The sequence below is a fragment of the Mycobacterium sp. 134 genome, from assembly GCF_048282715.1.
GTDB classification, from domain to species: Bacteria; Actinomycetota; Actinomycetes; order Mycobacteriales; family Mycobacteriaceae; genus Mycobacterium; species Mycobacterium septicum.
Genome location: NZ_JBLVUN010000008.1, coordinates 4,629,498 through 4,653,989, shown reverse-complemented (window position 1 = coordinate 4,653,989; position 24,492 = coordinate 4,629,498). Strand labels below are relative to the sequence as shown.

General features: G+C 67.7%; 27 protein-coding genes and 1 tRNA gene. 13 read left to right on the top strand and 15 right to left on the bottom strand.

What is annotated here, in order from left to right; genetic code table 11:
- The first annotated feature begins 47 nt into the window (after positions 1 to 47).
- The 4 genes from ACNQVK_RS26930 to ACNQVK_RS26915 all read left to right on the top strand — a co-directional run bounded on the left by ACNQVK_RS26930 (position 48) and on the right by ACNQVK_RS26915 (position 5,225).
- The gene (locus ACNQVK_RS26930; protein ID WP_418031966.1) at positions 48 to 518 is read left to right on the top strand and encodes a PTS sugar transporter subunit IIA; all 471 of its coding nucleotides are present in this window, start codon (positions 48 to 50) and stop codon (positions 516 to 518) included.
- Positions 519 to 1,304: a glucosamine-6-phosphate deaminase gene (nagB, locus tag ACNQVK_RS26925; RefSeq protein WP_418031965.1), complete on the top strand. Its 786-nt coding sequence runs from the start codon at positions 519 to 521 to the stop codon at positions 1,302 to 1,304.
- A complete protein-coding gene (nagA, locus tag ACNQVK_RS26920; protein ID WP_418031964.1) occupies positions 1,305 to 2,450 on the top strand; it encodes an N-acetylglucosamine-6-phosphate deacetylase in 1,146 nt (381 codons plus the stop codon).
- Positions 2,451 to 2,537: 87 nt separating this feature from the next.
- A complete protein-coding gene (locus tag ACNQVK_RS26915) occupies positions 2,538 to 5,225 on the top strand; it encodes a LuxR C-terminal-related transcriptional regulator (RefSeq protein WP_418031963.1) in 2,688 nt (895 codons plus the stop codon).
- Between the two features lies 1 nt (position 5,226).
- Here the strand turns inward: ACNQVK_RS26915 and ACNQVK_RS26910 are convergent, their stop codons facing one another.
- Positions 5,227 to 5,436, bottom strand: a complete 210-nt coding sequence (locus ACNQVK_RS26910; RefSeq protein ID WP_418031962.1) for a hypothetical protein — start codon at positions 5,434 to 5,436, stop codon at positions 5,227 to 5,229.
- A gap of 20 nt (positions 5,437 to 5,456) precedes the next feature.
- On the opposite strand from ACNQVK_RS26910, the gene ACNQVK_RS26905 reads away from it, so the two are divergent.
- Positions 5,457 to 5,816, top strand: a complete 360-nt coding sequence (locus ACNQVK_RS26905) for a DUF488 domain-containing protein (RefSeq protein WP_418031961.1) — start codon at positions 5,457 to 5,459, stop codon at positions 5,814 to 5,816.
- Between the two features lie 61 nt (positions 5,817 to 5,877).
- Positions 5,878 to 6,519, top strand: coding sequence for a GNAT family N-acetyltransferase (locus tag ACNQVK_RS26900; protein WP_273732541.1), 642 nt, complete (start codon positions 5,878 to 5,880; stop codon positions 6,517 to 6,519).
- 13 nt (positions 6,520 to 6,532) lie between these two features.
- On the opposite strand, the gene mbtN is transcribed toward ACNQVK_RS26900, so the two are convergent.
- The 7 genes from mbtN to crcB (ACNQVK_RS26865) form a co-directional block, all read right to left on the bottom strand.
- Positions 6,533 to 7,708, bottom strand: coding sequence for a mycobactin biosynthesis acyl-ACP dehydrogenase MbtN (mbtN, locus tag ACNQVK_RS26895; RefSeq protein WP_418031960.1), 1,176 nt, complete (start codon positions 7,706 to 7,708; stop codon positions 6,533 to 6,535).
- Positions 7,705 to 9,270 carry a long-chain-fatty acid--ACP ligase MbtM gene (gene mbtM / locus ACNQVK_RS26890; protein WP_418034358.1) on the bottom strand — a complete coding sequence of 522 codons (1,566 nt, stop codon included), beginning with the start codon at positions 9,268 to 9,270 and terminating at the stop codon, positions 7,705 to 7,707. The genes mbtN and mbtM overlap by 4 nt, the downstream gene beginning before the upstream one ends.
- 5 nt (positions 9,271 to 9,275) lie before the next feature.
- Positions 9,276 to 9,545 (bottom strand): acyl carrier protein, encoded by a 270-nt coding sequence (locus ACNQVK_RS26885; protein ID WP_019348478.1) that lies wholly within the window; start codon positions 9,543 to 9,545, stop codon positions 9,276 to 9,278.
- Between the two features lie 92 nt (positions 9,546 to 9,637).
- Positions 9,638 to 10,366 (bottom strand): sulfite exporter TauE/SafE family protein, encoded by a 729-nt coding sequence (locus tag ACNQVK_RS26880; protein WP_418031959.1) that lies wholly within the window; start codon positions 10,364 to 10,366, stop codon positions 9,638 to 9,640.
- 202 nt (positions 10,367 to 10,568) lie between these two features.
- A complete protein-coding gene (locus ACNQVK_RS26875) occupies positions 10,569 to 11,636 on the bottom strand; it encodes a DUF190 domain-containing protein (RefSeq protein WP_418031958.1) in 1,068 nt (355 codons plus the stop codon).
- On the bottom strand, positions 11,633 to 11,998 hold the full coding sequence (crcB, locus tag ACNQVK_RS26870; protein ID WP_418031957.1) for a fluoride efflux transporter CrcB: 366 nt from the start codon (positions 11,996 to 11,998) through the stop codon (positions 11,633 to 11,635). The genes ACNQVK_RS26875 and crcB (ACNQVK_RS26870) overlap by 4 nt, the downstream gene beginning before the upstream one ends.
- Positions 11,995 to 12,390 carry a fluoride efflux transporter CrcB gene (gene crcB, locus ACNQVK_RS26865; RefSeq protein WP_418031956.1) on the bottom strand — a complete coding sequence of 132 codons (396 nt, stop codon included), beginning with the start codon at positions 12,388 to 12,390 and terminating at the stop codon, positions 11,995 to 11,997. The genes crcB (ACNQVK_RS26870) and crcB (ACNQVK_RS26865) overlap by 4 nt, the downstream gene beginning before the upstream one ends.
- 70 nt (positions 12,391 to 12,460) lie before the next feature.
- Between crcB (ACNQVK_RS26865) and pgm the strand changes: the two genes are divergently transcribed.
- From pgm to ACNQVK_RS26840, 5 genes are all read left to right on the top strand, one after another.
- Complete coding sequence (gene pgm, locus ACNQVK_RS26860; protein WP_418031955.1) at positions 12,461 to 14,095, top strand: phosphoglucomutase (alpha-D-glucose-1,6-bisphosphate-dependent); 1,635 nt, start codon at positions 12,461 to 12,463, stop codon at positions 14,093 to 14,095.
- The gene (locus ACNQVK_RS26855; protein ID WP_418031954.1) at positions 14,092 to 15,354 is read left to right on the top strand and encodes an MFS transporter; all 1,263 of its coding nucleotides are present in this window, start codon (positions 14,092 to 14,094) and stop codon (positions 15,352 to 15,354) included. The genes pgm and ACNQVK_RS26855 overlap by 4 nt, the downstream gene beginning before the upstream one ends.
- 55 nt (positions 15,355 to 15,409) lie before the next feature.
- Positions 15,410 to 15,482, top strand: a tRNA-Ala gene (locus ACNQVK_RS26850).
- Positions 15,449 to 16,276, top strand: a complete 828-nt coding sequence (locus ACNQVK_RS26845; RefSeq protein WP_418031953.1) for a hypothetical protein — start codon at positions 15,449 to 15,451, stop codon at positions 16,274 to 16,276. The genes ACNQVK_RS26850 and ACNQVK_RS26845 overlap by 34 nt, the downstream gene beginning before the upstream one ends.
- Before the next feature lie 108 nt (positions 16,277 to 16,384).
- Positions 16,385 to 16,699 (top strand): DUF732 domain-containing protein, encoded by a 315-nt coding sequence (locus ACNQVK_RS26840; RefSeq protein ID WP_418031952.1) that lies wholly within the window; start codon positions 16,385 to 16,387, stop codon positions 16,697 to 16,699.
- A 256-nt stretch (positions 16,700 to 16,955) separates the two neighbouring features.
- Here ACNQVK_RS26840 and ACNQVK_RS26835 read toward each other — a convergent pair whose 3' ends face one another.
- The 5 genes from ACNQVK_RS26835 to ACNQVK_RS26815 all read right to left on the bottom strand — a co-directional run bounded on the left by ACNQVK_RS26835 (position 16,956) and on the right by ACNQVK_RS26815 (position 20,767).
- Positions 16,956 to 17,681 (bottom strand): hypothetical protein, encoded by a 726-nt coding sequence (locus ACNQVK_RS26835; protein ID WP_418031951.1) that lies wholly within the window; start codon positions 17,679 to 17,681, stop codon positions 16,956 to 16,958.
- A gap of 17 nt (positions 17,682 to 17,698) precedes the next feature.
- A complete protein-coding gene (locus tag ACNQVK_RS26830; RefSeq protein WP_090434029.1) occupies positions 17,699 to 17,884 on the bottom strand; it encodes a DNA-directed RNA polymerase subunit alpha C-terminal domain-containing protein in 186 nt (61 codons plus the stop codon).
- Positions 17,885 to 17,971: 87 nt separating this feature from the next.
- A complete protein-coding gene (locus ACNQVK_RS26825; protein ID WP_418034356.1) occupies positions 17,972 to 18,406 on the bottom strand; it encodes a DUF6319 family protein in 435 nt (144 codons plus the stop codon).
- 108 nt (positions 18,407 to 18,514) lie between these two features.
- Positions 18,515 to 19,219, bottom strand: coding sequence for an HAD family hydrolase (locus tag ACNQVK_RS26820; RefSeq protein ID WP_418031950.1), 705 nt, complete (start codon positions 19,217 to 19,219; stop codon positions 18,515 to 18,517).
- Positions 19,220 to 19,270: 51 nt separating this feature from the next.
- Entirely contained in the window at positions 19,271 to 20,767 is a 1,497-nt protein-coding gene (locus ACNQVK_RS26815; protein WP_273732532.1) for a potassium/proton antiporter, read from the bottom strand.
- A gap of 79 nt (positions 20,768 to 20,846) precedes the next feature.
- On the opposite strand from ACNQVK_RS26815, the gene ACNQVK_RS26810 reads away from it, so the two are divergent.
- Together ACNQVK_RS26810 and ACNQVK_RS26805 are read left to right on the top strand one after the other, a co-directional pair.
- A complete protein-coding gene (locus ACNQVK_RS26810; protein WP_418031949.1) occupies positions 20,847 to 21,539 on the top strand; it encodes a potassium channel family protein in 693 nt (230 codons plus the stop codon).
- A 10-nt stretch (positions 21,540 to 21,549) separates the two neighbouring features.
- Positions 21,550 to 21,840 carry a hypothetical protein gene (locus tag ACNQVK_RS26805; protein ID WP_418031948.1) on the top strand — a complete coding sequence of 97 codons (291 nt, stop codon included), beginning with the start codon at positions 21,550 to 21,552 and terminating at the stop codon, positions 21,838 to 21,840.
- Positions 21,841 to 21,843: 3 nt separating this feature from the next.
- On the opposite strand, the gene ACNQVK_RS26800 is transcribed toward ACNQVK_RS26805, so the two are convergent.
- Together ACNQVK_RS26800 and ACNQVK_RS26795 are read right to left on the bottom strand one after the other, a co-directional pair.
- Positions 21,844 to 23,226 carry an NtaA/DmoA family FMN-dependent monooxygenase gene (locus tag ACNQVK_RS26800; RefSeq protein ID WP_418031947.1) on the bottom strand — a complete coding sequence of 461 codons (1,383 nt, stop codon included), beginning with the start codon at positions 23,224 to 23,226 and terminating at the stop codon, positions 21,844 to 21,846.
- Positions 23,227 to 23,245: 19 nt separating this feature from the next.
- The gene (locus tag ACNQVK_RS26795) at positions 23,246 to 24,406 is read right to left on the bottom strand and encodes an LLM class flavin-dependent oxidoreductase (RefSeq protein WP_418031946.1); all 1,161 of its coding nucleotides are present in this window, start codon (positions 24,404 to 24,406) and stop codon (positions 23,246 to 23,248) included.
- Positions 24,407 to 24,492 lie beyond the last annotated feature (86 nt).

Sequence of the window (24,492 nt, the reverse complement as noted above, 5' to 3'; positions counted from 1 at the left end):
CTCGTATTGTTTGTGGCACGAGCACCCCGCCCAAAGGAGCCCCACAAGTGAGCAGCACGCGAGTACTCGCCCCGGTTGCGGGGCGTGCAGTAGCACTACGGGACGTTCCGGACCCCGTGTTCTCGGCCGGCATGGTGGGGTACGGCGCCGCGGTGGACCCACCGCGCGGGGTGATCGACGCGATTGCCCCGGTCAGCGGCAAGTTGTTGAAACTGATGCCGCACGCCTACGTGATCATGACCGCCGACAACGTCGGCGTCCTGGTCCACCTCGGGCTGGACACCGTCGCACTGAACGGAGAAGGCTTCACCACGCATGTGAGTCAGGGCGACGAGGTCACCGCCGGCCAGGTGGTGATCACTTACGACGTGCCGGCCGTGGAGGCGAAAGGCCTGAATCCGATTGTCCCCGTTGTGGTCATGGACGAGCGTGAGCCCGGCAATGTGACGGTGGCCGAGCCGGTGGCCGCAGGTGCCGACATTGATTCGGGTGCAGACCTTTTCACGGCGAACAAGTAGATGGAAGTCATCATCCTCGCCGATGCCGCGAAGATCGGCGGCGTGGCCGCCGATGCGGTCGGCGCGCTGCTCGACCGCAAACCGGACGCGGTTCTGGGCCTTGCCACCGGCTCGTCGCCGCTGGCGATCTACGACGAACTCGCCGCGCGGTGCAGCGCCGGGCAGGTCTCGTTCCGGCAGGCCCGCGGCTTCACCCTCGACGAGTACGTCGGCCTGCCCGCCGACCATCCCGAGCGCTACCGCAACGTGATCGACACCGTGTTCGTCTCGCGCGTCGACTTCGCCCCGGGTGCGGTGCTGGGCCCCGACGGCCTGGCGACAGACATTCCGGCGGCATGCGCGGCATACGAAGATGCCATCCGCGGCGCGGGCGGAGTCGATCTGCAGATCCTCGGCATCGGTACCGATGGACACATCGGCTTCAACGAGCCCGGATCCTCGCTGGCGTCGCGCACCCGCATCAAGACGCTGACGCAGCAGACCCGCCTCGACAACGCCAGGTTCTTCGGAGACGATCTGGACGCGGTGCCGACGCATTGCCTGACCCAGGGGCTGGCCACCATCATGGCGGCCCGGCACGTGATCCTGGTGGCGCTCGGCCGTAGTAAGGCCGAAGCCGTGCACCATCTGGTCGAGGGTGCCGTGAGCGCCATGTGGCCGGCGACCATCCTGCAGCATCACCCACACGTCACGGTCCTGCTCGATGACGCTGCGGCACAGCGGCTTCAGCTCATCGGCTACTACCGTGAGACCTACCGCTCGAAACCGGATTGGCAGGGCATCTGAATGCTGCTGACCGCCGGCACGCTGATCACGGGCGCAGAACTGTTGCGGCCGGGGTGGATTGACGTGTCGGGCGGCCGGGTGACGGCCGTCGGCGCCGGTGCGCCGCCCCGGCCCGCCGATCGCGATCTGGGCCCACTGACCCTGGTGCCGGGTTTCGTCGACACCCATACGCACGGCGGTGGCGGCGGCAGTTTCTCGGTCCCATCGGAGGCCGACGCGTCGGCCGCGGTGGCGCTGCACCGTCGGCACGGCACCACCGCCATGATCGCCTCACTGGTCACCGCGACCCCGGACGATCTGCTGCATCAGGTGAGGGCGCGGGCCGAGGACGTCCGGGCCGGGCGGATCGACGGAATCCACCTCGAAGGTCCGTGGCTGTCGACCGTGCGGTGCGGGGCCCATCAACCCGCGCTCATGCGCGACCCGGATCCGGCTGAGATCGACCGGGTGCTCACCGCCGCCGCGGGGACGATCCGGATGGTGACGATCGCGCCCGAGCGGAGCGGCGCGCTCGCGGCGATCCGGCAGTTCGTCGACGCCGGTGTGGTGGTGGCCGTGGGTCATACCGAGGCGACCTACGAACAGACCCGCGCGGCGATCGCGGCCGGTGCCACGGTCGGCACGCATCTGTTCAACGCCATGCGCCCGATCGACCGGCGAGAACCGGGCCCGGTGATCGCGCTGCTCGAAGATCCTTCCGTCACCGTCGAACTCATCACCGACGGGGTCCACATCGACCCAGCCATCTACCGGCATGTCACGCGTTCCGCCGGCCCGGATCGCGTTTCGCTGATCACCGACGCGATGGCGGCCACCGGCATGTCCGACGGGCGGTATCACCTGGGCCCGGTGCAGGTCGACGTGGTGGACGGGGTGGCGTTCGTCGGGGGCACCGACACCATCGCAGGGAGCACCGCGACCATGGACCGGGTGGTCCGATTCGCGGTCACCCATTGTGGACTGCCCCGCGACGAGGCGCTGCTGCTCGTCGTTCGTCAGGCCTCGCTGAACCCGGCGCGGGCGATGGGTCGGCCCGGTGACGGCCTGATCCCCGGGGCCGCAGCCGATCTCGTGGCACTGGGGGCGGATCTGACCGTCGCGGCGGTGATGCGCCGGGGCGTGTGGGAGCTGGAACCGGCGGGGTAGGTCGCTCGTCGCACGCCCTTCGCCCGAGAAGTGTTTTCTGAGGCAAACATTCGCGTTGCGGCGGCAGTGAATAGCCGTTACAAATTCTTGCACCGGCGTACCGTCACCGGGGTAACGCCGCGGAGCATCTGGGGGTCGTTTTTGTCGGACTGGCCATTTGTCGCACGGGATGTCGAGTTGCGCGAAGCCGCGCAGGCGCTGCGGGGCGGCTCTCGCGGGGTGGTTCTCGCCGGAAAGGCCGGAGTCGGGAAATCGGCGCTGGCGCGGGTACTGGCCGAGGGCCTGGAGGCAGACGGTTGCCCGGTCCGGTTCGTGCTGGGGACCGAGACCGGGCAGGCGGTGCCACTCGGGGCATTTCGCCACGCGCTCACCCTCACCGATGCGCATGACCCTACGGTGATGCTCGCCGTGGCCCATCAGATGCTGGCCTCCGATCCCGACCTGGTCATCGTGGTCGATGACGCGCAGCACCTGGACCCGTTGTCGGCGCTGTTGATCCAGCAGCTCGCGGTGCACGGCTCACCGAGGCTGATCGTCACCATCGGGAACGGCGCGGCCGCATCCGATGCGGTGACGGCGTTGTGGAAGGAACAGCTGCTGCTGCGGTTGGACCTCGAACCCTTCACCCGGGAGCAGACCGCTGAGTTGGCCGCGGCGGTACTGGGCGGCGAAGTCGACGAGCGTGCGATTGCGGAACTGCACCGGTTCTCCTCGGGAAGTCCGCTCTACCTGCGGGGTGCGCTCAACGCGGCCCTGGGCGACTCGGCGTTTGTCTGCGATCAGGGCCGCTGGCGGTTGCGCGGGCAGCTGCGGGCGAGTGCCGATCTGCACGCACTGATCAATTCCCGGTTCGACACGCTGACACCGGACGAGCGGGACGCCATGGAGGTGGTCTCCACCGCCGAGGTGCTCGACTGGGACGTGTTGGTGGGGGCCTGCGACCTCGAGGCGATCTCCAGACTCGAGCGCAGGGGAGCGATCCAGGTGCTCAACGACGCGGCCTGCACCCTCGTACAGCCCGGCCATCCCATCATCGGAGAAGTGGCCCGCAGCCGGTGCTCGAAAACTCGTTCCCGGCAGATCAATACGCTGCTGGCCGCGCTGCTGGGGGCACACCTGCAGTCGGCGCAGAACGGGCGGCTGCCTGACGTCCGGGGACGCATACAGCTGGCGCGATTCATGGCGGGCGGCAACGGTCCTACGGATCCGGGCGCCATCGCCGACGCCGCAGCCAGTGCGGTCACCATGTCCAACCTGGCATTGGGAGAGGAACTGGCGCGATACGCACTGGATCACGGCGCAGGGGTGCCCGCTGCGATCGTGCTGGCCGACGCGATGAGCTGGCAGGGGCGCGGCGAGCAGGCCGAGGAGCTGCTGGCCCGGTCGGTGCCACCGGCCGGCGACGAACCGATGCTGGCGCGGTGGGGCTGCCTGCGGGCATCCAACTTGTTCTTCGGGTGTGCCCGCCCTGACGCGGCGCGGTCGGTGCTCGCCGTAGTGCGGCAACAGGTGCACTGCCCGCAGACGTTGAGCCTGGTGGTGGCGATGGAAGCGGTTTTCGCCTTCTTCGCCGGCGAGCTCGCCGGTGCGATCGCGCTGGGCACCGAAACTCTGGGCGCCGAGGCGTTGTCGATCACCAACGGGTCGACGGCGAACGTATGGGCGGCACTGGCCACCTCAAGTGCGCTGGCCCTGTCGGGCCGTTCGGACGAGGTTGCCGCGGTGGCGCAGGCGGGCGAGTTGGCAGCCGAGGATTGCGAGTCGGGGCCGCAGCGCTACTGGCTGGCTTTCGCGCAGGTATCGGCCGCCGTGGCCGAAGGGGAGCTCGAGCGGGCGCAGCGGGTCTGTGACCGATACGCCGTGCTGGCGGCCGGTTCTCCGCAGGCCGAGGCCATTGTCACCGCGCTGAGTGGGCGGGTGGCTTTGGCCCGCGGTTGCCTGCCGTCGGCGGGTGAAGCCCTGCAGGCCGCCTTATGGGCCACCCCACAGGTCCTTCCGCCGGGGTGGCTGATGGTGGTCGCCGCATGGCTGGCCCAGGTCGAGGGGATGCGCGGCAACGGCGCCGCCGCGGGCGCCGCGTTGCTCCGGGCCGAGGCTGCCGCAGCCGGGCCGCTCGAAGTGTTCCGGCCAGAGCTGGACTTGGCCAGGGCCTGGACGGCGGCAGCGGTCGGTGACACGAGATCGGCCGTGGATCACGTTGCCCGGGCGGCACAGTGCGCCAAGGCGGGCGGTATGGAGACGGTTGAGCTCACGGCCCTACACGCAGCGTTGCGATTCGGGGAAACCTCGGGTCAGCGCAGGATCCAGCAACTGGCGCGCCGCCAGGGCGGCCGGCTGGCCGAGGCCATCGCCGCGCACAGCCGCGGCCTCGCCCGCCAGGATCCCGATGAACTCGTCGCGGCCACGGACCGGTTCGAGGTGATCGGTGCGCTGGGGTTGGCCGCCGATGCGGCCGCGCACGCGGCCAGAGAGCATGCCCGGGCGGGTTGCCGCGGCGGTGAGTTGGAATCGGCCGCGCGGGCGCTGTGGCTGTCGGGCCAGAGTGGCGCGCTGACCCCGGCCCTGTGCTGCGCCGGTGACCCGCTGCCACTCACCGAGCGGGAGTGGGAGATCGCCAATCTTGTCGGTATCGGGATGAGCAACCGCCAGATCGCGGGCGAGTTGTGCCTGTCGGTGCGTACCGTCGACGGCCACCTGTACCGCATGTTCGCCAAGCTCGGTGTGGAGGACCGCGACCACCTGGCCCGGCTGGCACGTTTCGGCCCGGCCAGTTGAATCAGGCGGGGCGTTCCGGGTCCTCGCTGGAGGTCCGCGCACCCACGAAATCGAACAGTCGCGGATCGGTGGAGCTGAACCGGTCCACTTCCTCGCCGCCATCGCATCGCAGCAACGCGATCGTGAGACTGTCCGCGGTGCGGGTGAGGACGCACCAGTGCGCGCCGGAATCTTCCCAGCGCCGCAGATCTGCCACCCGATCGAGGCTCATGCCTCCTACCATGGCATGTCATGGCCGAGAAGAACCGTGTGCGGTTGGCCCGTGTGTACACCGAACCCGAACCCGATGAGGGGCAGCGGGTGCTGGTGGACCGGCTGTGGCCCAGGGGCCTGAAGAAGACCGACCCGCGGGTGGGGCACTGGCTGCGCGCGGTTGCCCCGTCGACGGAGTTGCGGCACTGGTACGACCACAAGCCGGAGCGCTATGACGAGTTCGCCGCGCGCTACACCCAGGAGCTGCAGTCCGGTGAGGAGGCCGCGGGGCTCGATGAGTTGCGCGCGTTGGTCAGCGAGGGCCCGGTCACCTTGGTGACCGCCACCCGCGAACTCGACCTGAGCCACCTGACCGTCCTGGCCGAGCTGCTGGCCTGAGGTCGGCGGCGGGGAGGAAGGTAAACCTACCCTCAGTCGCTACGGTAGGCTCGGCGCTCAAATGAGCGATATCGATACCGACTTGCCGGGTGCCCCCGTGCTCAAGCGCGAGCTGACCGACATCACCGATGAGGTGCGCGCAGTCGACGCCCCGCCGACCCCGATCCTGGCCGAGCCGTACGACATCCGGGTGGCCGACGCCGGTGCCGACGCCGAACTGGTGTCGGAATGGATGAACCGCCCGCACCTGGTGGAGGCCTGGGAGTACGACTGGGCGCCGGACCGCTGGAGTCGGTATCTGCAGGCTCAGCTCGACGGTGAATACTCGCGGCCGTTCATCGCGAGCTTCCGCGGCAAGCCTGTCGGATACATCGAGTTGTACCGGGCGGCCAAGGATTCCATCGCACCCCGGTACGCTGCCGATCCGTACGACATCGGAATGCACGCCGCCATCGCCGATCTGAGATTCGTCAACCGCGGCATCGGCCCGATTCTGTTGCCGCGCATCGTGGCCAACGTGTTCGAGCTCGAACCGAACTGTCGACGGGTCATGTTCGATCCGGACCATCGCAACAACGGCGCCCGCCGGGTGTGCGAATGGGCGGGATGCGAATTCCTGGGCGAGCACCAGATGTCGAACCGGCGGATGGCCCTCTACGCGCTGCCGCGCACACCCGACGACGCCCTGGGCGCCGCCGGGTAGCTGGCGAACCGGTTCAGGCTCCGGCGAATTCGGCGTAGCCGTCGTAGTCGGGCTTCATGGCCGCGGCCACCAGCTCCCACAGCACCTCGTCGGTGCCGCCACCGACGCGGGCCAGCTTCATGTCGCGCCACCACTTGCCCAGTGGCGTCTCGTCGACCAGATAGCCCGAGCCGCCGAAGATGTGCATGCACTCGGATGCGACCTCTTCGCCCAGCCGTGCGGCGGTCACCTTGAAGGCGGCGGCGGCCCGGAGATCGAGCTTGCCCTGTGCGGCCGCCCCGGCCAGGGCGTAGCGCAGAAGATCGACGCGGGCCTGCAGATCGGCGATCCGCATCCGCAACGCCTGGTGCTCGTAGAGGCTGTGGCCGAACTGCCGGCGTTTCATCATGCGCGCCAACGTGATCCCGAGGATCCGTTGTGATCCTGCGGCGACCTGTCCGGCGATCGACATACGCTCGTGGGCCAATCCCCACGAGATCGCCGCCAGTCCGGTGCCGGCCCGGGCCACCAGATGATCTGCGGGCACCCACGTGTCGATGTGCACCGCAGCCGTGGCCAGGGGGCCGTTGCCGACCTTGCGATACGGCGTCTGGATCTCGACCTGGGAGGTGGGCACCGCGATGACGACGACATTGCCGTGCCTGCTGGTCGGATCGTGGTCGACGTTGCGGGCCACCACCATGATGTGATCGGCGATCGTCGACAGGGAGACGAACTTCTTGATGCCCTTGATCTCGAATCCGTCACGGGCCGTGCGGACTTCGGTCTCCACGATCTGCAGGTCCGAACCGCCGGATTCCTCGGAGGCCGCGATGCACAGCACGGCCTCGCCGTGGATGGCCTGTTCGCAGATGGTGCGCAGGTGATCGGATTTGCCGAAGCGACGCAGCAGGGCGATCGCCGAATCATGCAGGCTGACCCCCACGCCGATACCCGAGGAGCCGGTCCGGCCCAGTGCCGAGGCCAGTTCGATCAGCTTGGCCACGTCAGGTTGTTGTCCGTCGCCCCACTTCTCGCTGAACACCCCGTTGCGGCCGAGGTGCTCGATGAGTTGGCGCGGAAAGCTCTCGGTCTCTTCGGCTTCGGCGGTCCATGCCTTGACCTGGTCGTCGAACACCCGATCCAGCAGATCGCGGTACTCGTCGAGCGTGGTGGTGGCCGGCGCCGGTGTGGGCACTGTGGCGGTCATGACTTCGCTGTCTCCAATTGTCGTTTGACCTCCAGGCGACGCAGCTTGCCCGAGGAGGTGCGGGGGAGTGACCCCGGTGCCAGGAACACCACGTCGGCGGGCACGATGCCGCACTCGGATGCCACCTGCTGGATGACCTGGCTGCGGGCCCCGGCCTCGTCGGGGCCCCGGAATTCGGCCGCGATCACCAGGCCGGAGCGGACCGACTTCTCGCCGGCACCCACGGCCACGACGGCGCCTTCACGAACGCCCTTGACCTGAGCGGCAACCCGCTCGATCTCGGTGGGGAAGATGTTGCGCCCGGCCACCGTGATCAGTTCCTTGCTTCGCCCGCAGACCACCAGCCCGCCGTCGACGAAATAGCCGAGATCGCCCGTGGCGAACCAGCCGTCCGGGTTCAGCGGCGTCTGGCCGAGGTAGCCCGACATCATCGAGGTGCCGCGGATCTCGATCTCGCCCACCTCGCGGTCGACGATGCCCGCGTTGTCCTCGCTGGGACGCAGGCGCACTTCCATCCCGGGGATGGCGTCACCGAGGACGGCGAGTTGCTGCCGGTTGGACCCGGCGTCCGTCGCGACGGTGATCTCGTCGAGAACCACACCGAGTCCCGGCACGGGAACCGTGACAGCACAGGATGATTCCGCCATACCGTACGACGGCGAGAGGGCTCCGGGGTTGAAGCCGAATCGGGAGAGCTCGGTGCCGAACCGGCTCGTCGCCTCGCAGTCGACCGGCTCGCCGCCGTTGAGCGCGAACCGCACGGCCGACAGGTCCAGATCGGTCAGGCGCTTGGAGTACTTGCCGATCAGGCCGTAGGCCATGTTCGGCGCGGCGGTCAGGGTGGCGCGGCTCTCGGTGAGCCACCGCACCCAGCTGAACGGTGAGGCCGCGAATGCCATGGTCGGGGCCTGCCACACCTCGATGCCGTTGACCGCTCCGGCCAGCAGGAAGGTCAGTCCCATGTCGTGGTACAGCGGCAGCCAGGAGCACCCGATGTCGCTGCGCGACAGGCTGATCCGCTCGCTGAGTCCACGAAGATTGGCCAGCACCGCCGATGGTGTCAGCTGTGCGGTGCGGGGGGTGCCGGTCGAGCCGGCGGTGCCCTGCAGGACCGCGAACTGGCCGGCTCCCAGCGTCAGCGTGGTGGAGCGTTGGGCGTGGGCGACGACGGCGTCGTCGTGGATCCTCAGCGAGGTCTCGGCCGTCCGCAGCAGATCCAGGTAGGGGCCGTGGCTGAACACCGTGCCCACGCCGATATCGGAGAATCGCTTCAACGTGGACTGCGCCCACGTGTCCGCGTCCGCGCCCCGGATCGGGCCGGGCAGAACCGACAGTGCCGCGCCGGCCAGGACGGCGCCGATGGCCGTCGCGATGCCCTCAACGGTGGGCTCACCGACCACACCGACACCGGTCGCACCGTCTTGGCCGATCTGTTCGGCGACGTTCTCGGCGCGCGCGTACACCTGTCCCCAGGGATGGCGGGTCCAGGTGCGTGTCTCGTGGTCGTACACCACGAGGTCGGTGTCAGTGGTGGTCAGCGACGCGGCGAGCGCCGATGCCAGCACGCTCACTGGCTGCTCTGCGCGGCAGGCACTTTCGCCAGGATGGCCGCTTCGAGGTCACCGACGGTGTCGCAGCTGAGCAGGTCTTCCTCGGAGAGGGCAACCCCGAGCTTGTCCTCGATCGCCACCATGCCGACGGCGAATGCCACCGAGTCCAGGCCGACGTCGTCGATGAGTCGGGATTCCCTGGTCACCCGGCGGACGTCGACGTTCATGTCGTCGCGAAGGATCTCGGTGAGGGCGGCGCTGACCGCTTCGGGTGTTGTCGACTGCATGGGGTGGCACGGTACACGGCAGGGGAAAGGTAGGCTAGCCTTACCCGCTCGGCTGTGAGGTCGCTAACTGAGTCGGCGGCTGGGGAGCCCGCTCAGACGGAACCAACGGCGATGAACATGCCGCTCGCAGCGGCAACCAGGACCAGGTCGATCAGGCGTGCGTAGGTGTGCGGCTGAAGTCGATGCACGATCCGGCGGACCAAGAACGGGCCGATCATCAACGCTGCGCCGATCGCCAGACCGCCGGCGATGAGACCCGTTGTCAGCACCCCGCCTTGACCGAACGTGGCCAGCTTCGCGGTGTACAGAAGCAATGCGCTGGCTGCTTCGGATCCGAGGAAGGCACCTGCCCCGAGCCCGTAGCCGGTGAACATCGGCACGCTCAACGGTCCCGTCGACAAGACCAGGCCGGTCAGGAAACCCACCACCGCACCCGCGATACCGAGCTGCCACAGCCGCACCCGCCATGCGCGCTTGGCCATCGCTCGACGAACCGGAATCATCACGAGGAAGAACCCGCCCAAGAGCCCGTCGACGATTCTCGGGGAGATCGTCAGCAGGGTGTGCGCACCGAGGACGGCGGCCGGAGCGCCCGGTGTCGCATAGGCGAATACAGGACCCCAACGGATCTCTCGCCACCAGGCGGCCACTCGGCCGATATTGGCCATCACGGCGGCGATCGCCATCATCGGGACCGCTGCGCGCGGCCCGTACAGAAGTACCAGCACCGGCAGCAGCACCAGTGACGATCCGGTCCCGACCAGGCCGCCGAGTGCGCCGGCGCCCAAGGCGAGAACGAAAACCAGGACGAGAGTCAGCATCGCAGGACCTTCTCGCCGGCGCGGGGCACGCCGACGGAGATCCTCCAGGCTTTTGTCCGTTCAGATGACCGCGCTCCGTCTGGGACCACGGTGGCGCCGCTCGGACCAGACGCACACCATCCACTGGCGCACCGGAACCCTAGGCGCTATCTCCCTCACCCTAACAATGGCGGCCGGCGCTTGCCGGGCACGCGGCCGACCTTCAGAACTGGGCCAGATCCGTCCCGCCGAAGCGTTGACCCGTATCGGTAACCGTCACCGAAGGCACCCGTTCGGAGCTGACCACGCCATGCTCGCGGGTGATCTCGTCGATGATCTCGAACGACGCGGCGATCCGCTGCGGCGTGTCGACCACGATCGTCGTCACCGGCACTTGCCGTCCGAACTGAAACAGCTTGTCGCCGTGCGGCTTGCCCTCGCCGGTGAAGCCCCAGACCGCGCGCAACACGGTGGCACCGCCGGCGGTGCCGGATTGGAGCAGCCTGCGGACGATGGCCCGGTGGACGGGCACCCCGTCATGTTGTGCGGTCTCGGACGTGTGGACCATCAGCTTCTGCCACAGCGGACGGCCCTTCTCGTCGGTGTCCGGCAACTCGGCCGGACACGCCAGCAGTTGACCGCCCTGCTTGCACAGTTGCGCCCGCTCGACGGTGAGCAATGGGTTGTTCTCCAACAGCTCGGTGAGCTCACCGAGCACGGCGTTCACCTGGGGCCCGGTCCCGAGCCCGATGATCATGAGCGGTACCTCGGTGTTGCGGCTGAAGAACCCGGCGCGTCGACGCTGGCCGTGCGCGGTGCCGTCCACTCCAAGGAACACGGTGGCCCCCGCGAAGCCGCGCTGATACAGCAGGTCGCACACCGCACGATAGGCCGGAACTCCGCCGATCCGGTGATGACGACCGACATAGACGGTCAGCTTGCAGAAGTCGGTGACCGTCGGCGCCGGCGACTGGCGCCGGATCAGCTGGGCCCGTTCCAGGGTGATCAGGCCACGGGGAACCAGCTCCACAGTCTGCGCGGCCAGCGCGGAGATCTTGTCGGCCGCATCGACAGCCGCGATGGCGATCGGGGGATCCTCCGAGGCACTCAGTGTCTCGTCGGTGCGCAGGTGGTGGTGTGGACCGAAGCTGGAGATCCCGCGCAGCATCACGCTGATCGCGATGTCGCTGCCGCCGTACAGATCCAGGAGAGCGTCGGCGACGAAGCGGTGCTCGTGGCGCAGCCGCTCGGCGAAGTAAGCGGTCAGCTTGAGGTAATCGGTGGTGGTCACAGCCGGCCTCCCAGCAACATGCCCAGCCACGCCGCGGTCAGGCCGAGCACCACGCTGACGACGATGTTGCCCACCGCGGGCCAGATCCGGCGTTCCTCACCAAGGCGTTGCGTCTCCAGCATCCAGGTGGAGAACGTCGTGTAGGAGCCGACGAATGCGGTACCGGCCAGCAGCGCGGCGTGCCGGTCCAGAGCCAGCCCGCCCAGGAACCCGAGCACAAAGGCGCCGCTCAGGTTGACCGCCAGGGTGCCGAACGGGAAGCCCCGGGTGTGGCGGGCGGACACCGCGCGGTCGAGGAGGAACCGGCAGACCGCCCCGACACCGCCCAGCAGCAGGACCCCGGCCCAGACGACGGCGGTCATCGCAACGCGGCCCGGCGAACCAGAGCGGTGGCGAGCACGACCGCGAGTAACCCGGCGGCGACGCTGGCCGCGGTGTAGCCCGCGGCCAATGCCCAGTTTCCGTGCTCGAGCATGGTGACCGTCTCGACCTGCATCGTGGAGAACGTGGTCAGCCCGCCGCATATCCCGGTCCCCAGCAGCGGCCTGCGGTAGCTCGACACCGGCAGCCGCTCCAGCAGTCGCGTGGTGAAGTACCCCAGCATGAACGCGCCGACGATGTTCACGATGAACGTCGGCCACGGCCAATGCCCGGGTTGAGGTGCTGCGAGCACCGCCAGGCCGGCACGCGCGAGCGTGCCCAGCGCTCCGCCGACGAAGACGGCGGCCAACTCTCGGGGGTCATGGCCAAACATGAAGTAAAAGTATGGCGTCTGGTGTGTGAGTGCCGGGCACCGACATCCGATCGGGAGCACAATCGGGTTCATGGCTGCCAATCCCCGCGCCGGACAACCGGCTCAACCCGAGGATCTGATCGATATCGCCGCGGTGGTGACCGCCTACTACACCCGCAGGCCCGACCCCGACGACATTGCGCAGCAGGTGGTGTTCGGCACCTCCGGGCACCGCGGCTCCAGTCTGGACACCGCGTTCAACGAAGGCCACATCCTGGCCACCACCCAGGCCATCGTCGAGTACCGCGCGGCGCAGGGCACCACCGGCCCGCTGTTCCTCGGCCGCGACACCCATGCCCTGTCGGAACCCGCCTGGGCCTCGGCACTCGAGGTGCTGGCCGCCAACGACGTTGTGGCGATGATCGATTCGGCCGATCGCTACACCCCGACGCCGGCGGTCAGCCACGCCATCCTGACCTTCAACAAGGGCCGCGACACCGACCTGGCCGACGGCATCGTGGTCACCCCGTCGCACAACCCGCCGCGCGACGGCGGCTTCAAGTACAACCCGCCCAACGGCGGCCCCGCCGACACCGATGCGACAGGGTGGATCGCCAAGCGCGCCAACGAGATCCTGCGTGACGGGTTCAAGGACGTGAAACGCATGCCGCTGTCGCGGGCGCTGCAGATCGCCCAGCGTCACGACTACCTCGATGCCTACGTCGCGGATCTGCCCAATGTGGTGGACCTGCACGCGATCGGGGCCGAGGGTATCCGCATCGGTGCCGACCCGCTCGGCGGCGCCAGCGTGGACTACTGGGGCGCGATCGCCGAGCGGTACAAGCTCGACCTGACCGTGGTGAACCCGCTGGTGGACGCCACGTGGCGGTTCATGACCCTGGACACCGACGGCAAGATCCGGATGGACTGCAGCTCACCGAATGCCATGGCGTCTCTCATCGCCAACCGGGACTCGTATCAGATCGCCACCGGCAACGACGCCGACTCGGACCGGCACGGCGTCGTCACCCCGGACGGCGGGCTGATGAACCCCAACCACTATCTGGCCGTGGCGATCGACTACCTCTACACCCACCGGCCGAACTGGCCGGCCGCCACCGCGGTGGGCAAGACCGCGGTGAGCAGTTCGATCATCGACCGCGTGGTGGCCGGGCTGGATCGCAAGCTGGTCGAGGTGCCGGTCGGCTTCAAGTGGTTCGTCGACGGGCTGATCGGCGGCGGTATCGGTTTCGGCGGCGAGGAGAGTGCCGGGGCCTCGTTCCTGCGCACCGACGGGTCGACGTGGACCACCGACAAGGACGGCATCATCCTGGCGCTGCTGGCCTCGGAGATCCTGGCGGTCACCGGGTCGACGCCTTCGCAGCGGTATGCGGAACTGGCCGAACGCTACGGGTCGCCCACGTATGCGCGCATCGACGCCCCGGCCGACCGAGAGCAGAAGGCGCGGCTGGCCAAACTGTCGCCCGAGCAGGTCAGCGCCACCGAACTGGCCGGCGAGCCCATCACGGCGAAGCTGACCTCGGCACCGGGCAACGGCGCACCGCTGGGCGGGCTGAAGGTCACGACGGAGAACGCCTGGTTCGCCGCACGACCGTCGGGAACCGAGGACGTCTACAAGATCTACGCCGAGTCCTTCCTCGGCCCCGACCATCTTGCGGAGGTGCAGGAGGCCGCCAAGGACGTGGTTAATACAGTCATTGGGTGAGCCTTACGGAGGACGACTGTCAGAGCGTCACCAAGTCGAAGCTGCCTGGTGAAGTCTGGGTCCTGATCGTCGCCAACGCCGTCATCGCGCTCGGCTACGGCGTGGTGGCGCCGGTGCTGCCGGCCTACGCCCGCCACTTCGGGGTCAGCATCAGCGCCGCGACCTTCGTCATCACCGCATTCGCGCTGATGAGGCTGTGTTTCGCGCCGGCCACCGGGGTTCTGATCCAGCGGTTGGGGGAGCGCCGGATCTACGTCTGGGGTCTGCTGATCGTCGCCGTGACCACCGGGGCGTGTGCGTTCGCGCAGACGTATTGGCAGCTGCTGCTGTTCCGGTCGCTGGGCGGTGTCGGCTCGACCATGTTCTTCGTCTCTGCGCTGGGGTTGATGATCCGCGTCAGCCCGGAGGACGCCCGCGGCCGGGTGGCCGGGATGTTCTCCTCGGCGTTCCTGATCGGGTCGGTCGGCGGGCCGGTGCTCGGCAGTCTCACCGCGGGGCTCGGCCTGAGCGCTCCGTTCGTGATCTACGGCGCCGCGCTGTTGGTGGCGGCCGCCGTGGTGTTCATCAGCCTGCGGCACTCGTCGCTGGCCGCGCCCGCGCCGGACGAAGGTGCCACGGTGACCGTCCGCACGGCGCTGCGCAACCGGGCCTACCGGGCGGCGCTGTTGTCGAATTTCGCCACCGGGTGGTCGGCCTTCGGACTCCGAATTGCCTTGGTGCCGTTGTTCATCGTCGACGTGCTGCATCGCGGCCCCGGGATGGCAGGACTGGCGCTGGCCACCTTCGCGGTCGGCAACGTGTCAGCGGTGATCCCCAGTGGTTACCTCTCCGACCGGGTGGGGCGACGCCTGCTGCTGATCGTCGGGCTCACCGCGGCCGGGATCTCGACCGTGATGGTCGGGTTCACCGACGGGCTGACGTTGTTTCTCGTGAGCGCCTACATCGCGGGGTTCTCGACCGGAATCTTCACCGCGCCTCAGCAGGCCGCGGTGGCCGACATCATCGGCAACAAGGCCCGCGGCGGCACCGCGGTCGCGACGTTCCAGATGATGGCCGACGTCGGTTCGGTCGGCGGCTCACTGCTGGTCGGGCTCATCGCGCAGTACCTGTCGTTCTCGTGGGCCTTCGTGATCAGTGGGGTGATCCTGCTGCTCGCCGCCGTCGGCTGGATCTTCGCTCCGGAGACCCGCGGACGGCCCTCCGCAGAGCACACTCCGGCCCGCGCGCTCGGTCCGGAGGCCGGTGGCGAGGTCCCCTGACCAGCGATTTTGAACCTGGGGTAGCGGTGGTGTAACTTCGTGGGGCACGACAAACGGGGCTATGGCGCAGTTGGTAGCGCACCACACTGGCAGTGTGGGGGTCAGGGGTTCGAATCCCCTTAGCTCCACGTTTGAAAAACCCGCTCTGACTTCGGTCGGAGCGGGTTTTTTGGTTTGCTGTTCGGTTGGGAATGGCGCCTCATACGCTAGGGGGATCGCTGTGCTGTGGATCATCGGTGGTTGGGGCAACCGTCCTGATTCTCTTGAGTCAGCCGTTGACCGGTTGCAGCGCTCGCTGAGTCGCATCCCGGAAGAATCTGGGAAGTACGGGCCGTGGGGATATTGGCAGCGCCGACATCCCGATGACGAAGATTCTCGACTGGATTTCGTACCGATCGATGCCGGCGACGCCGGCGCCCTTGCCGATGCCATCGTGCGGGAAACGGAGCAAGTCCGACTCGGGCCTAACACGGCGCCCGGTGCGTACGTCGATCTGTCGAGGCCCGTAACCGTCCAGCGATCACCGACCAGCTCGGCCTGGTTCAAATGCATAGTGCGAGTGGGCTTCATCGACCAACCACGGCCGCTCAACCACATCGCATTTGAGGTTGACGACGACACCGACGAGCCCATTCTTGCCGGTTACCTGGGCGCACTGATCGAAGCGTGGCAGCCTGACCGCCTCGGGGTACTCACTGTCGCAACCAAACGGGCCCAGGGCCATAAAGGGCCGCAGGTCGCAGTCGGCCGCCTAACCTACATTGCGGACAGTGTCCCGCTGAACACCAATGCTCTTGGCGGTGAAGTGGATGTCGCCGAAGCCGAGGGCGGCCGGTACATCAGGGTCCCTGGCACTCCGGCCGATCCGAGCCTCGAGCACATCCGTCAGGTCCGCAAAGCACTCGGATACGCCGACGTGTGAGTCATCTGGCGCTACGGTGCGGCGATCCGTCAAAAAAATTGACGATCCAGTCAGATGATTAGTTGAAAAGCCACAGATAAATCCAATAGGACCGGTACCGTTCCGCTCGTGAAAAGCCAAGCGGCCAGTCGCCGGATGACGCTATCGATCGTCATAGCAGCAAGTTTCGCGTCGTTCGCGATTGGAGCATCAGGAAATGCTCACGCTGATGAGCAGAGTTATCTCGGGGCGCTCGGGCCCCAACTCTTGCCATCGACGTCGTTGCTGGTGCTCGGTCGCACCATCTGCGACAAGCTTCACTACGACGGCGCGACCCCGGAAAATGTCCTGATGTCCTTTGAATTGATCGGTTGGGCAAATCCTCAAATGGTGGACGCCGCTCAACATGAGCTGTGTCCGGACACGCTCGCACCCGCGCCATGACGAAAGGTGCCGGCCTCCTCCGCGGCTCTATGGGTGAAAGCCCGTTGCCGCGGAGGCCGGCATCTGGTTCGACAGAAACGCCTCGCTCGAAGTCGGACAAGACCTTTCGCGCGGCCTCGATCACGAGACGGGTATCAAACGCCGGATGAGGCGCGCCGGGGCATGCGGCGAGAGGTTCCAGACGGCGGCGTTGTCGATGCCTGTATAGGCGGGCACGCCGTCGACGAGTAGGTCCGGAACACGTGGCTCTCCGAGCTCATCGGCTGACCACGCGAACAGTGCCTCGACGCGTGGGCGGATCAGCCCGATGTCGAGGACGTGGCCGAAGCTGTGTTCGTCGTCGACGTAGTCCGAGAGCTTCCCCGAGCGGGTACGCGTCGGGCAGAACTCGCGAGAGGGACAGGAAGATGCCGGTCATGCCGAGACGCGGGTCGCCGAGCAACGGGGCGAGAGGGGCGCACCAGCCCAGCGCGAGACGGGGTGCTGCGACGAGTGCGTGAGCGAACAGCACCCGCACCAGCACCAGGTTGATGAAGAACCGCTCGATCGGGTTCTCCTTCGCCGCCAGCTGCTCGTGGTCGAGGTAGGCGGCGACCACGGCGGCGTTGTGGGCGCGGTACCAGTTGTGAACCGTTGGGCACCGGGCGAATTCGATGCACAGCTGTGCACTGGGCGAGGAAGCCTCGTTCCGGTACCCCTCAAGAACTGCTCTGGATTCGGCGGTGTCGTGAAGCAGTCGCTCGTTGACCGCGCGCCACCATGGGCTTCCGGGCGCGGTCTCGTCGGCTGGCCGGGTGGGATTGAGCAGCCCGCGGCGGATCTGCCAGCCCATGAACGCCAGGGCCGCGCGACGGTAGGGCAGGTGGTCGCCCCGTCGGTTCGGAGAGCCCTCGTAGAGTGCGGCCATCAGGGCAACCCGTCCGGCGGGATCGTCGCGGACGGTTGCCACCTGATCGTCAGCGCGGTCGGCTGCGCTCTTCATCCGGCGGCCGCCGGCACCTACACAGCCCGCACTTCGGCGAGGCTGAGATACCCGAAGTTGCGTAACGCCAGGAGTTCGGCGTCACTGGCCGACTGAACCTCGCCGAGTCGGCGGTAGCCCCCGCGGACCAGTGCGCGTGCGGTTCGGGGGGTGAACTGCTCGAAGTCGGCTGGGATCGGGGGCAACTCTTGGCCTTCACCCATACCGCTGACCGTAGCTGAAAAGGCGACGCGCGATGCCTTATCGCGCTCGTCGCGGTGAGCGTACCGGACCGACTTCGCGCGACCGCCTCACTCCAAGTCGGACAAGACCTTGCGGGCCGCTTCGAGTTCGGCTTCCAGGGCGGCGACTCTGGCGGCCTGCTGGGAGCGTGCTTCTTCGATGATCTCGTCGATCGGGGTGGCGAGGTCATCGTGGAGTTCCTTGGCGGCGCGGGAGACCGCGGCGGCCGCGACCGCGAGGTTGCGGGCGAGATAGGTGGTGCCCTGCTTGAGCTCGGCGTGCCATTCGCCGTCGGCCGTACCGGTGACGGTGAGGGTCAGCTCGATTGTCTTGGACCGCTTGCCCGCTGCCTTTTTGGCCGGGGCTTTCCTGGGCTTGTCGTCGGCGGGCGTTTCGGAGGTGGGCGCGTCGCTCTCGGGCGTGCTCCCGGTCGGGGAGGTCAATGTGTCGGGAGTGTCGGAGTCGGTGGTCAACGTTTCTGGCGCCTGAGTGTCTACAGTCATTGTCACGGCGAACTCCTTCTAAGCATCGCATGCGCTGGGCGGGCTGGCGGTCGCAGATATTAGAACACACGTTCGATGTCCGTGGTCAAGTCGACGCGCCCGCTGCGTTCACTTCGCCGGGTGGACAGCCTCGCTGATTCGAGCGCCGACGACAGACCTGTCCAAGTGCCGGAGCAGGTCACGCGGATCGTCGAAAATTCCCTGCGCACCGGCCTTTTCGAGTTCACAGTCGGCGACGCCGCCGCAACGTACGCCGATGAACGGCACGCCGGCGCGAGTCGCTGCTTTACCGTCCCACACCGCGTCGCCGACGAAGACCGCCCGACCGGCGGATACGCCGGCGCGTCCGAGGGCCACCTTGACGATGCCGGGGTCGGGCTTGGCGGTGTCCACGTCCTTCGACGACGTTGCCGCCGCGATGGCGTCGTCGCTGTCGAGAACCTCTCGGGTGATGGTGAGTTCGTCTTCCGGCGCGGAACTGGCGAGGACCACCCGGACCCCGTTCTCAGCGAGATGGTGTAGCAGTTCTCGTGCGCCCGGGAGGCGCACGATCAGATCTGCGCTCTCCCTGTAGAGACCGCTGTGACGGTCCTTGAGCCGTTGCTGCACAGCATCACTGGCGTTCCCGGACAGGGTCCTCACCAGGGTGCTGCCGTCCATGCCGATACTGCGATGTATCCGCCAGGACTCCACGTCGATGTTCTCCTCGCGGAACGCCTGAGCCCAGGCGTGCACGTGGAGATAGTTCGAGTCGACGAGGGTTCCGTCGACGTCGAACAGCACGGCAAAGGGATTGCTCGACGTACTTGCCATGCCGCGCGGTATACCCGTCTGACAGTTGGGCAAACGGGGCGCCAACCGGGCTCAGTCCTCGAGCCCGTATTCGTCGAACCAGTAGGCGAGTTTGCCTCGTCGGCTGACGGCGCGCATGCGCGCCTCGGCCGCGTGCCGCATCTTGCTCGTGGTGACGATGAGCAGTTCGTCGCCGACGGCGATGCGCGTGTCCGGTAGCGGTACGAACGTGCGGCCGTTGCGGATGATCAGCGTGATCACCGCCGGATCGGGCAGGCGCAGTTCGAGGATCGTCACGTTGTGCAGCCTCGAATGGGGTTGCACGGTCATGGTCAGTAGCTCGGCGTCGAGCACATCCAGCGGCGCGGCCTCGACCTGGATCTCGCGGGTGATGTCGCGGGTGATCAGCCCCAGAGCGTTGGCCACGAATTTGATACTGGGCGCCTGGACCAAGGTGAAGATCACCACGAGGACGAACACGATGTTGAGCAGCCGGTAGCTGTCGGGCACACCGGCGACGATCGGGAATGTGGCGAGCACGATCGGCACCGCACCGCGCAGCCCGGCCCAGGACAGAAAGAGTTGTTCGCGCAGCGGGATCCGGAATCCGGCCAGCGACAGCACCACCGACACCGGCCGGGCGATCAGCAGCAGCACCAACCCGATGACGATCGCCGGGATGATGTCGCCGGGCAGATCGTGGGGGTTCACCAGCAACCCGAGGAGCACGAACAGCCCGATCTGTGCCAGCCAGCCCACTCCCTCGGCGAAGGACCGGGTGGCTGATTTGTGCGGCAGGCCCGAGTTTGCGAGAACCACCGCGGACAGATAGGCGGCGATGAAACCGCTCGCGTGAGCACTGCCCGCGGCAGCGAACGCGATGAAACCCAGTCCGAAGGTGGCGATCGGGTAGAGACCCGAGGCGGGCAGCGCGATCCGGCGCAAGGCGAACGCACCGGCGAACCCCACGCCCAAGCCCAGCAGTGAACCGGTGACCAGTTCGTAGAGCAGATCGGTGATGGCACCTTCTGGGTGGAACACGAACGGCACCACGCTGAACATCAGCACGAGGATGACCGCGGGTGCGTCGTTGAAACCGGATTCGGCCTCCAGCAGGCCGGCCAGCCGACGGGGCAGCGGCAGGATCCGCAACACGGAGAACACGGCGGCCGCGTCGGTGGAGGCGACGATGGCCCCGAGCAGCAGCGCGAGTTGCCAGTCCATGCCCAGCAGCAGGTGCGCACCGACGGCGGTCAGGAGGGTGCTGACCACCACGCCGACGGTGGCCAGCGCCGAGGCGGGTGCCAGGACCCCGCGGATATCGGAGAAGCGTGTGGTCAAACCACCTTCGACGAGCACGATCGCCAGCGCCGTGGTGCACACGTTGCGGGCCAGTTCGACGTTGTTGAACTCCAGCCCGATCCCGTCGACGCCCAGCACCATGCCGACCAGCAGGAAGAATAGGAGGCTGGGGAACCCGATCCGGGTCGCCACGCGCGTGCCGATGATGCTCGCCAGCAGCACGATGCCGCCGGTGAGCAAGGTGAGGTACAGCTGGTTCAGGCTCATCGGGAATTAGTTAATCAGGACGAAGGGCCGTGAGTGTGCCGTGCGAATAGGCGAAAATGGCTGAGTGGCGGAACGGAATATGCGAGTAGTGGTTGCCGGTGCGGGCAATGTGGGTCGTTCCGTTGCGCGTGAGTTGCTCGATAACGGCCACAAGGTGTTGCTGATCGAGCAACTGCACCGCCGGTACGAGCCCCACACGGTGCCGGTCGCCGACTGGTTGCTGGCCGACGCGTGCGAACTCTCGGCGATGGAGGAGGCCGGGATCGAAACCTGCGATGTGCTGATCGCGGCCACCGGTGATGACAAGTCCAATCTCGTGGTCGGGTTGCTGGCAAAATCGGAGTTCGGGGTGCCACGGGTGGTGGCCCGCATCAACGACATCCGCAACCAATGGTTGTTCGGGCAGGACTGGGGTATCGATGTCGCGGTGTCGACGCCGGGCTCGTTGGTGGCCGGCATCGAGGGCGCCATCGATGTCGGGCACATGGTGCGGTTGATGACGCTGCGCGGGGGACGGGTGGAGCTGACCAAACTCACGCTGCCGGAGGACAACCCGGTGGTCGGTCAGCGGGTGGACCGGCTGGACCTGCCGGTGGATACCGCGCTGGTGACCGTGGTCCGCGGAAACAAGGTCAGGTTCCCCAAGCCTGACGACGTGCTGGAAGCCGGCGACGAGCTGCTGTTCACCGCCAACCGCACATCGGAGAATTCGCTGCTGGCCGCCATCCACGGCGGGGAGTTCCTCCGGGAAGTGGTGTCCGACGAGCCCTAGGCTGATGCCCATGGACGCCGAAGACGCCGAACCGGAACGCCGGCTGGTCATCAGGGTCAATTCGAACGCCAAGATGTCGCGCGGCAAGGCCGCGGCGCACGCCGTGCATGCGGCGCTCAAGCTCTACGGCATCGAATACGACCATCCGGTCATCGTGATCGGCGGCAAGCCCGACGAGATCCTCGCGCAGACGGTGCACGTGCGCGACGCCGGGCGCACCGAGTTGGAGCCCGGCACGCTGACCGCGGGGGCGAGCTGGGAGTACAAGGACCGCGCCGAACCCGACGAGGCGGACGAGTAGCCGCTATCCCGTTGCGGCCGTGTGCGCCCCGTGTCCGGGGAGCTCGGGCAGAGCCAGGCCCAGATGCTCGCGCAGGGTCGTCCCCTCGTAGTCGGTGCGGAACACGCCGCGCTCCTGCAGCAGTGGGACGACGCGGTCGACGAACGGGTCGAGCCCGTCCGGGGTGACGTGGGGGACCAGGATGAAGCCGTCGCTGGCGTCGGATTGCACGAGATGGTCGATGGATTCGGCGATCGTGGCGGCCGAACCGACGAAGTTCTGCCGCCCGGTCACCTCGACGATGAGCTCGCGGGTGGTCAGGTTGTGTGCCTCGGCCTTGGCGCGCCATTCGTTGGCGACCGCGATCGGGTCGCGGTGCATCCGCACACTGGCCCGTCCCTTGGCGATGGTGTTCTCACCGACCACCGGGTCGACCGTGGGCAACGGACCATCCGGGTCGTGGTCGGAAAGGTCGCGGTTCCACAGCTGTTCGAGGAATTTGATCGCGGTGGCGGGGGACACCTGGGCCAGCCGCACTTCGTGGGCCAGGTCGGCAGCCTCGTCGTCGGTGTCTCCGAGGACGAAGGTGGCTGCGGGAAGGATCAGCAACTGGTCGTGACGGCGCCCGTATTTGGCCAGGCGACCCTTGACGTCGGCATAGAACTTCTGCCCCTCCTCCAGCGTCCCGTAGCGCGAGAAGATGGCATCGGCGGCCGCCGCGGCGAACTCACGCCCGCGATCGGAGTCCCCGGCCTGGAAGATCACCGGACGCCCCTGCGGGCTGCGGGGGACGTTGAACCGGCCGCTGATATCGAAATGATCGTTGCGGTAGGCGAACTCACCGGCAGCCGGGTCCGACAGGAACACGCCCCGGTCCTTGTCGGCGATGACTTCGTCGCCGTGCCAGGAGTCGAACAGCGTGTGGGTGGCGGCCAGGAAGCTCTCGGCCCGCTCGTAGCGCTGGTTCTCGGGCAGGAAGCCGCCGCGGCGGAAGTTCTCGCCGGTGAAGGCATCCCACGAGGTGACGACGTTCCAGGCGGCCCGGCCGTCGGACAGGTGGTCCAGCGAGGCGAATTGCCGTGCCACCTCATAGGGTTCGTTGAAGGTCGAGTTGATGGTGCCGGTCAGCCCGAGCCGGTCTGTCACCGCGGCCAGCGCGGCCAGGACCGTGAAGGTGTCCGGGCGGCCGACGACGTCGAGGTCGTAGATCTGGCCGCCTTGTTCGCGCAGCCGCAATCCTTCGGCCAGGAACAGGAAGTCGAACTTGCCGCGCTCGGCGGTCTGCGCGAACCGGACGAAGGAATCGAATTCGATGTGGCTGCCGGATTCGGGGTCACTCCACACCGTGGTGTTGTTGACCCCCGGGAAGTGTGCGGCCAGATGAATCTGCTTGATGGGCTTGCTCATGGGCGTTTCCTGGTCCGTGTCAGACGGTCGTGTAGCGGTTGGCGGGGCGGGTGAGGCCGAGCAGGCCACGCAGCGTGGAGGCTTCGTAAGCCTCGCGGAACAAGCCGCGGCGTTGCAGGTCGGGGACCAGTGCATCGGTGATCTGCTGCAGGTCGTGCGGCAGGGACGCCGGGCGCAGCCGGAAGCCGATGACGCCGGCGGTGTGCCAGGCCTGCAACAGGTCGGCCAGCTCGCTTGGGGTTCCGACGAAAATCTCGGCGTCGCTGCGGTATTCGGTGCCGGCCAGCTCGTCGAGGCGGTCTCGTCGGGCCTGCGCCGCATCGGTCGTGTCGTCGAGGAACACCACCAGGTCGGCGAATACCCGCACCGGCGGAGCCTGCGTGGGGCGGAGCGCGGCGATGGTGTCGACCAGGGCGGTGGCCTCGTCGGCGCTGTGCGGGGTGACGAACCCGACGTCGGTGCGGCCCGCGATGAGCTGGTAGGCGGGGTCGACGTGGCCGAGCGCGGCCACGATCGGTTGCCCCTGCGGCGGCCGCGGGGTGATCGACGGCCCCTTGACCGAGAACGACGCGCCCTCGAAATCGATGTAGTGCAGTTTGTTTCGGTCGACGAACCTGCCAGTGACCACATCGCGGATCTCGGCGTCGTCCTCCCAGCTGTCCCACAAGCGACGCAGCACTTCCACGTAATCCGCGGCCTCGCCGAACAATTCGGTGGTCAGCGCGGCACGATCCTCGGGCAGTGCGCGTCGGCCGAAGTGTGCGGCGGCATCCCGGCGAGACGACACCTGGACCCGTACCCCGGCGCGGCCGGTGCTCACGTAGTCGAGCGTCGCGATGGCCTTGGACGCATGGAATGGCTCGGTGTGGGTGGTGACGACGGTGGGCACCAACCCGATGTGTCGGGTGCGGGGCGCGACACGCGCGGCGATGAGCACCGCGTCGAGACGGCCGCGCACCTGGTCGATGCGGTCATCGGGGCGGAACGGGTGATCGGACTGCAGGGTGAGTCCGTCCTCGATCGTGGCGAAGTCGAGCAGGCCGCGTTCGGCCTGGATGACCAGGTCGGTCCAGTAGCGCGGGGACAGCGTTTCGGTGGGGCGGGCCAGCGGCTCGCGCCACGACGCCGGGTGCCAGCCGGTGCCATCGAGTGCGACGGCGAGGTGCAGTGGGGTCCCCATCGACGGTTCTCACTTTCAGTCGCGGTCTCTGGCGACAACGCGAGCTCACACCCGGGTAATCCCGGGCGGGAGCCGCTGCGAGTGTC